Here is a 5,695-nt window from a genome sequence, read left to right on the forward strand (position 1 = left end):
CAAGACATTGACGGATGTAGAATGGTTGGATTTAGAAGAATTAGAGGAAAAGGAGGATATTGAAATGTGTGAAGCTGAAAAGAGATGGCTAGAAGTAAAGTCAAAGGAATGGAAAGCTGAAGGAATTGAGTTAGGAATCAAACAAGGTATTGAGCAAGGCATTGAACAAGGAATTGAACAGGGCATTGAACAAGGAATCGAACAAGGCAGCGAGAATAATCGTAAAGAAATGTATCAAACAATGGTAGACAAGGGATTCAGTATTTCAAGTATCGCATCCATCTTCTCAGTAAGTGAAGAGTCGATTGAAAGGCTGTTGATGAAAGCATAAAGGTATGGACATGAACGTGTCCATATTTTTTATAGTTGACAAAGTGAACAAATAAATATAAAGTATACAAAGTTAACTAAACGGAGGTGCTTTATGAATACATTCAAGAAAATATATTGTCGAATTTTTCAGAATTGTTTTAAACTCGTGATTCCTATTTTACCTTATCGAACTCCTGAAATATTAAAGAGTACATCTTTAATTTCTCATATTTGCATGGATAATCATATATCTAAAGTGATGGTTATTACTGATTTTACAGTGTATCAATTAGGAATATTAAATCGTATGTGTGAACACTTAGATCATCATTCTATTTCATATGTCATTTATGATAAGACGGTCGCAAATCCTACAAGTGATAATGTAGAAGAAGCAAAAAACTTATATTTATCTTCTAATTGTCAGGCTTTAATTGGTTTTGGTGGAGGATCCAGCATGGATTGTGCTAAGGCCGTTGGTGCTAGGCTTGCTCGTCCTAAGAAACCACTATCAAAGATGGAGGGAATTTTAAAGATATGGAAGAAACTACCATTGTTGATTTGTGTACCTACCACAGCTGGAACAGGAAGTGAAACAACTCTTGCGGCTGTCATTGTAGATTCAAAAACACGTCATAAATATGCGATCAATGATTTTAATTTGATTCCTGATTATGCCGTTTTAGATCCAAAACCCACTTTATCCTTGCCTCCATTTATTACGGCATGTACTGGTATGGATGCTTTAACCCATGCGATTGAGGCTTATATTGGTAATTCGACCACAAAGAAGACGCGTGCATATGCGTTAAAGGCTACAAAACTAATTTTTGAGAATATATATAAGGTGTATGAAGACGGAAATGATTTAGAAGCTAGAAGCAATATGCTCGATGCTGCCTACTATGCTGGACATGCCTTTACAGTATCCTATGTAGGATATGTGCATGCGATTGCTCATTCATTAGGTGGAAAATATAATATTGCGCATGGACTAGCTAACGCAACATTACTTGATGTTGTATTGAAACAATATGGAGAAAGTGTGTATAAGAAGCTCTATGAAATGGCTCTGTATTGTGGCATCTGTAATGCGAATGATTCCTATAAGGTTGGGGCTGAGCGTTTTATTGAACAAATCACTTTAATGAAAAAGTATTTTGGCATCTCATCTACATTTAGTGAATTAAAGAAATCGGATATACACGAATTGGCTATTTACGCAGATCATGAAGCCAATCCATTATATCCAGTTCCAGTTTTATGGGGTGTAAAAGAGTTAGAAAAAGTGTATGATTTTGTAGTGGAGGATTAAGTATGGATCCAATCGTTTTAAAACAAAGAGAATTTTATAAGCAACATAAAACTCTAGATATTAATTTTAGAATAAATGCCTTAAAAACTTTAAAAAAGGCAATTTTAGCTTATGAAGACAGAATTAATGAAGCTATTAAAATGGATGTCGGAAAATCAAATTTTGAAACTTATATGTGCGAAGTTGGGTTAGCTTTAAGTGAATTGACTTATATGGAAAAACACATTCGTAAGTTCGCTAAAGAAAGGAATGTATATACACCATTGTCTCAATTTTTGTCGCGTAGTTTTGAAAAGCCGAGTCCTTATGGTGTGGTGTTAGTTATTAGTCCTTGGAATTATCCTTTTTTACTTTCTATTGACCCCTTGATTGATGCACTTGCAGCTGGAAATACGGTGGTATTAAAACCTAGTGAATTTAGTCCATACACATCACAAGTAATCAAAGATATGATTGAAGAATATTTCGATCCAGAATATGTGGCTTGTGTACTTGGAGATAGTGAAGTGAGTTCTAAATTATTGGATTCAAAATTTGACTATATTTTCTATACAGGATCAAAACGTGTAGGAAAAATTGTGATGAATAAGGCGAGTCAATATTTAACGCCAGTCACTCTAGAATTGGGAGGAAAAAGTCCTTGTATCGTAGATAAAGATGCAGATATTAAATTGGCGGCACGAAGAATTGTGTTTGGAAAATATTTGAATTGTGGACAAACCTGTGTGGCTCCAGACTATATGTTGGTACATGAATCTATAAAAGACCAATTTATCGAATGCGTGATATCCGAAATTCAACGTCAATATGCGAACTTAGATGATTATGGTCATATTATTAATGAAAAGCACTATAAGAGGATTTTAGGGATGATTGATATGGATAAGGTTGTCTATGGTGGAAAACATCATAATCTACAAATTGAACCAACGGTATTGGATCGTGTGGATTTTTCAGATCCTATTATGCAGGAAGAGATATTTGGTCCTGTTATGCCAATATTGACATATTCAAATTTAGATGTTGTTATAAATAAAATCAATTCTATGCCTAGCCCACTAGCTTTATATATTTTCACAAATAATAAAGAGGTATCTAAGAAAGTAACGAGTGAAGTATCCTTTGGTGGTGGCTGCATCAATGATGTTGTGATTCATTTAGCTACTAGTAATATGGGCTTTGGTGGTGTTGGCGAAAGTGGTATGGGTTCATACCATGGAAAGCGTGGCTTTGATACGTTTAGTCATACAAAGAGTATTGTGGATAAAAAAAGAATCATTGATTTACCAATGCGTTATCAGCCTTATACAAAATTGAATGAGAAATTGATTCGCTTTTTCTTAAGATAATCTTTATAATGGATGTATGAATAAAAAAGAAAAATTTGCGTATGACATCGATTTTGGTGCCATTATGGACTATGTAGAAAACCGTTTTATGTTAGTAATAAAAGATGAAGATTGGACACAGGAGGAAATTGATATGTTGAATAGTGGTATCGATCTTCATTTTTGTTACACAAACGATATTGCCATATTTGTGCTTGAAGGTGGCGATATTGATTCCAGTGATTTTTATTTCAATGTTCAAGAGTGTGATTGGAAAGAGCATTTGTTTAAAAGTGATTGTCTAGATGTAGAAATTGTATTGGTTGATAAGGCAAATGACATTTGTTTCAAGAAGTCACATACTTTGACAAAAGAACAAAGCCAAAGTATTAAGGATTGTCTAAATCAACAAAATGAGGTATCCTTTATGCCAAGTGAATATGATGTGAATGTACAAGGAATCCAGAGTGCATATGAACCATATGAGCTTATACGCTTTGAAAAATGCGAAATCAAATTTTAAGGAGAAAGATGATGAAGGCTGTTATTAGTGTAATTGGAAAAGACAAAGTAGGAATCTTGGCTATGATTGCCAATGAATGCGCAAACTACAATCTAAATGTATTGGATGTAACTCAAACAATCGTAGATTCTATGTTTACTATGACTATGATGGTTGCGATTGATAAAATGAGCATTCCATTAAATGAATTTGCGGAAAGAATGGAAAGCTTAGGAAAAGAAAAGAATCTAGTCATTCGTTGTATGCATCAGGATATTTTCAATTCTATGCACAAAATTTAATGAGGTATTCCTATGCAGACAAATGAAATTTTAGAAACAATAAAGATGATTGACGAAGAATATTTGGATATTCGTACGATTACAATGGGTATTAGTTTACTGGATTGTATGGATCCAGACATTCATGTGTCATGTCAAAAAGTAGAAGAAAAGATTTGCCGCTTAGCCAAAGACTTAGTAAAAGTTGGAAACGATTTTAGTAAGATTTATGGTATTCCCGTTGTAAATAAACGAATTAGTGTAACCCCAATTGCGATGTTAGTGGCTTGTTCAGGGGGAAATCCAGTTGAATACGCATTAACTTTAGAGCGTTGTGCTCAAAAATTAGGTGTAGATTTTATTGGTGGATACTCAGCATTAGTGCAAAAAGGATATGCAGCAGGGGATAATGAATTGATTGAATCGATTCCTGAAGCCTTGGCAAAGACGCAGCATGTGTGTGCTAGTGTCAATGTAGGTAGTACAAAAGCAGGTATCAATATGGATGCCGTTGCGCAGATGGGGCGTATTGTGAAGCGTTGTGCGGAGTATACAAAGGATGACAATTGTTTAGGAGCTGCTAAACTTGTTGTATTCTGTAATGCGCCTGAAGACAATCCATTTATGGCGGGTGCCTTCCATGGTGTAGGTGAAGCCGACTGTGTAATTAATGTAGGTGTATCTGGACCTGGTGTTGTTCGTGCAGTTTTAAGTAAAGCCGATAAATCATTGCGTATGGATCAGATTGCAGATCTAATTAAGCGCACAGCCTTTAAGATTACGCGTATGGGACAATTGGTTGGAACGGTAGCGAGTGAAAAACTGGGTGTTCCATTTGGGATTGTGGACTTGTCTTTAGCTCCAACTCCAGCTATTGGTGATAGTGTTGCCTATATTCTAGAGGAAATGGGATTAGAAACTTGTGGTGCTTATGGAACAACGGCTTGTTTAGCCATGTTGAATGATGCTGTTAAAAAAGGTGGCGTTATGGCAACAAGTAATGTTGGTGGATTATCTGGTGCTTTTATTCCTGTAAGTGAAGATGCAGGTATGATTCATGCGGCAAGAACAGGTGCATTAAAATTAGAAAAATTAGAAGCAATGACTGCAGTATGTAGTGTTGGATTGGATATGATCGTAATTCCAGGAGAAACGAGCGCAAGCGTTATTTCAGGAATTATTGCGGATGAAGCTGCAATCGGTATGGTTAATACAAAGACGACAGCCGTACGTGTGATTCCTGCGATTGGAAAAGATGTTGGTGATGAACTAGACTTTGGTGGTTTATTAGGAGCAGGTCCTGTCATGCCAATTTCTCAGATTTCAAATGATGTCATGATCAATCGTGGAGGAAGAATTCCTGCACCATTACAAGCATTAAAGAACTAATCATTGAGGAAGCTTTTTGCTTCCTTTTTATATTGCATTTTATTTGGTTAGATTATAGAATATATATGATTTAAAAAAGCTTTAATTAAAATGTTAATTTAATATTCAGTTATATTTTAGAGAGGAAAAATGGAATGACAATCGAAGAATGTTATGTAAAAATGGGAGCAAACTATCAAGATGTTATTAAGCGTTTGCCAAGTGCTAAAATGATTGAAAAGTTCGCTTTGAAATTTAAAGATGATACTAGTTTTCAAGAATTAGAAACGGCTTTGAATGAAAAACAAGTCGAATTGGCTTTTCGAGCCGCTCATACTTTAAAAGGAGTATGCATGAACTTAGGGTTTGATCATTTGTATAAGCCTAGTTTTGAAATTACAGAGAGTTTGCGTGCAGGAAACTTGGAATTAGGTTTACAACAGTTTGGTGCAGTCAAAGAGCAATATACTAAAACAATTGATGCTTTAAATGAATTTGTTTTAGAAAATGAATAGAATCTCTTAGGGGGTTCTATTTCGTATTATAGAACTAGAAGTTATTCAAGTAATAATTCTAGTTTTTTATTTTA

General features: G+C 34.9%; 6 protein-coding genes and 1 pseudogene. All 7 read left to right on the top strand.

What is annotated here, in order from left to right:
• Positions 1 to 331 (top strand): annotated as a pseudogene (locus NE544_RS11530) (hypothetical protein); the annotation flags it as partial.
• A 93-nt stretch (positions 332 to 424) separates the two neighbouring features.
• Positions 425 to 1,627, top strand: coding sequence for an iron-containing alcohol dehydrogenase (locus tag NE544_RS11535; RefSeq protein WP_256269438.1), 1,203 nt, complete (start codon positions 425 to 427; stop codon positions 1,625 to 1,627).
• Positions 1,628 to 1,629: 2 nt separating this feature from the next.
• The gene (locus tag NE544_RS11540) at positions 1,630 to 2,976 is read left to right on the top strand and encodes an aldehyde dehydrogenase (RefSeq protein WP_256269439.1); all 1,347 of its coding nucleotides are present in this window, start codon (positions 1,630 to 1,632) and stop codon (positions 2,974 to 2,976) included.
• A 16-nt stretch (positions 2,977 to 2,992) separates the two neighbouring features.
• Entirely contained in the window at positions 2,993 to 3,478 is a 486-nt protein-coding gene (locus NE544_RS11545) for a hypothetical protein (protein WP_118116552.1), read from the top strand.
• 11 nt (positions 3,479 to 3,489) lie between these two features.
• Complete coding sequence (locus tag NE544_RS11550; protein ID WP_118116550.1) at positions 3,490 to 3,759, top strand: ACT domain-containing protein; 270 nt, start codon at positions 3,490 to 3,492, stop codon at positions 3,757 to 3,759.
• Positions 3,760 to 3,771: 12 nt separating this feature from the next.
• Positions 3,772 to 5,127: a PFL family protein gene (locus NE544_RS11555; protein WP_118116548.1), complete on the top strand. Its 1,356-nt coding sequence runs from the start codon at positions 3,772 to 3,774 to the stop codon at positions 5,125 to 5,127.
• 134 nt (positions 5,128 to 5,261) lie between these two features.
• Positions 5,262 to 5,621 carry an Hpt domain-containing protein gene (locus NE544_RS11560; RefSeq protein WP_227992184.1) on the top strand — a complete coding sequence of 120 codons (360 nt, stop codon included), beginning with the start codon at positions 5,262 to 5,264 and terminating at the stop codon, positions 5,619 to 5,621.
• The last annotated feature ends 74 nt before the right edge of the window (positions 5,622 to 5,695 follow it).

This window comes from Holdemanella sp. MSK.7.32, from assembly GCF_024460475.1.
In the GTDB taxonomy this organism is placed as follows: domain Bacteria; phylum Bacillota_I; class Bacilli_A; order Erysipelotrichales; family Erysipelotrichaceae; genus Holdemanella.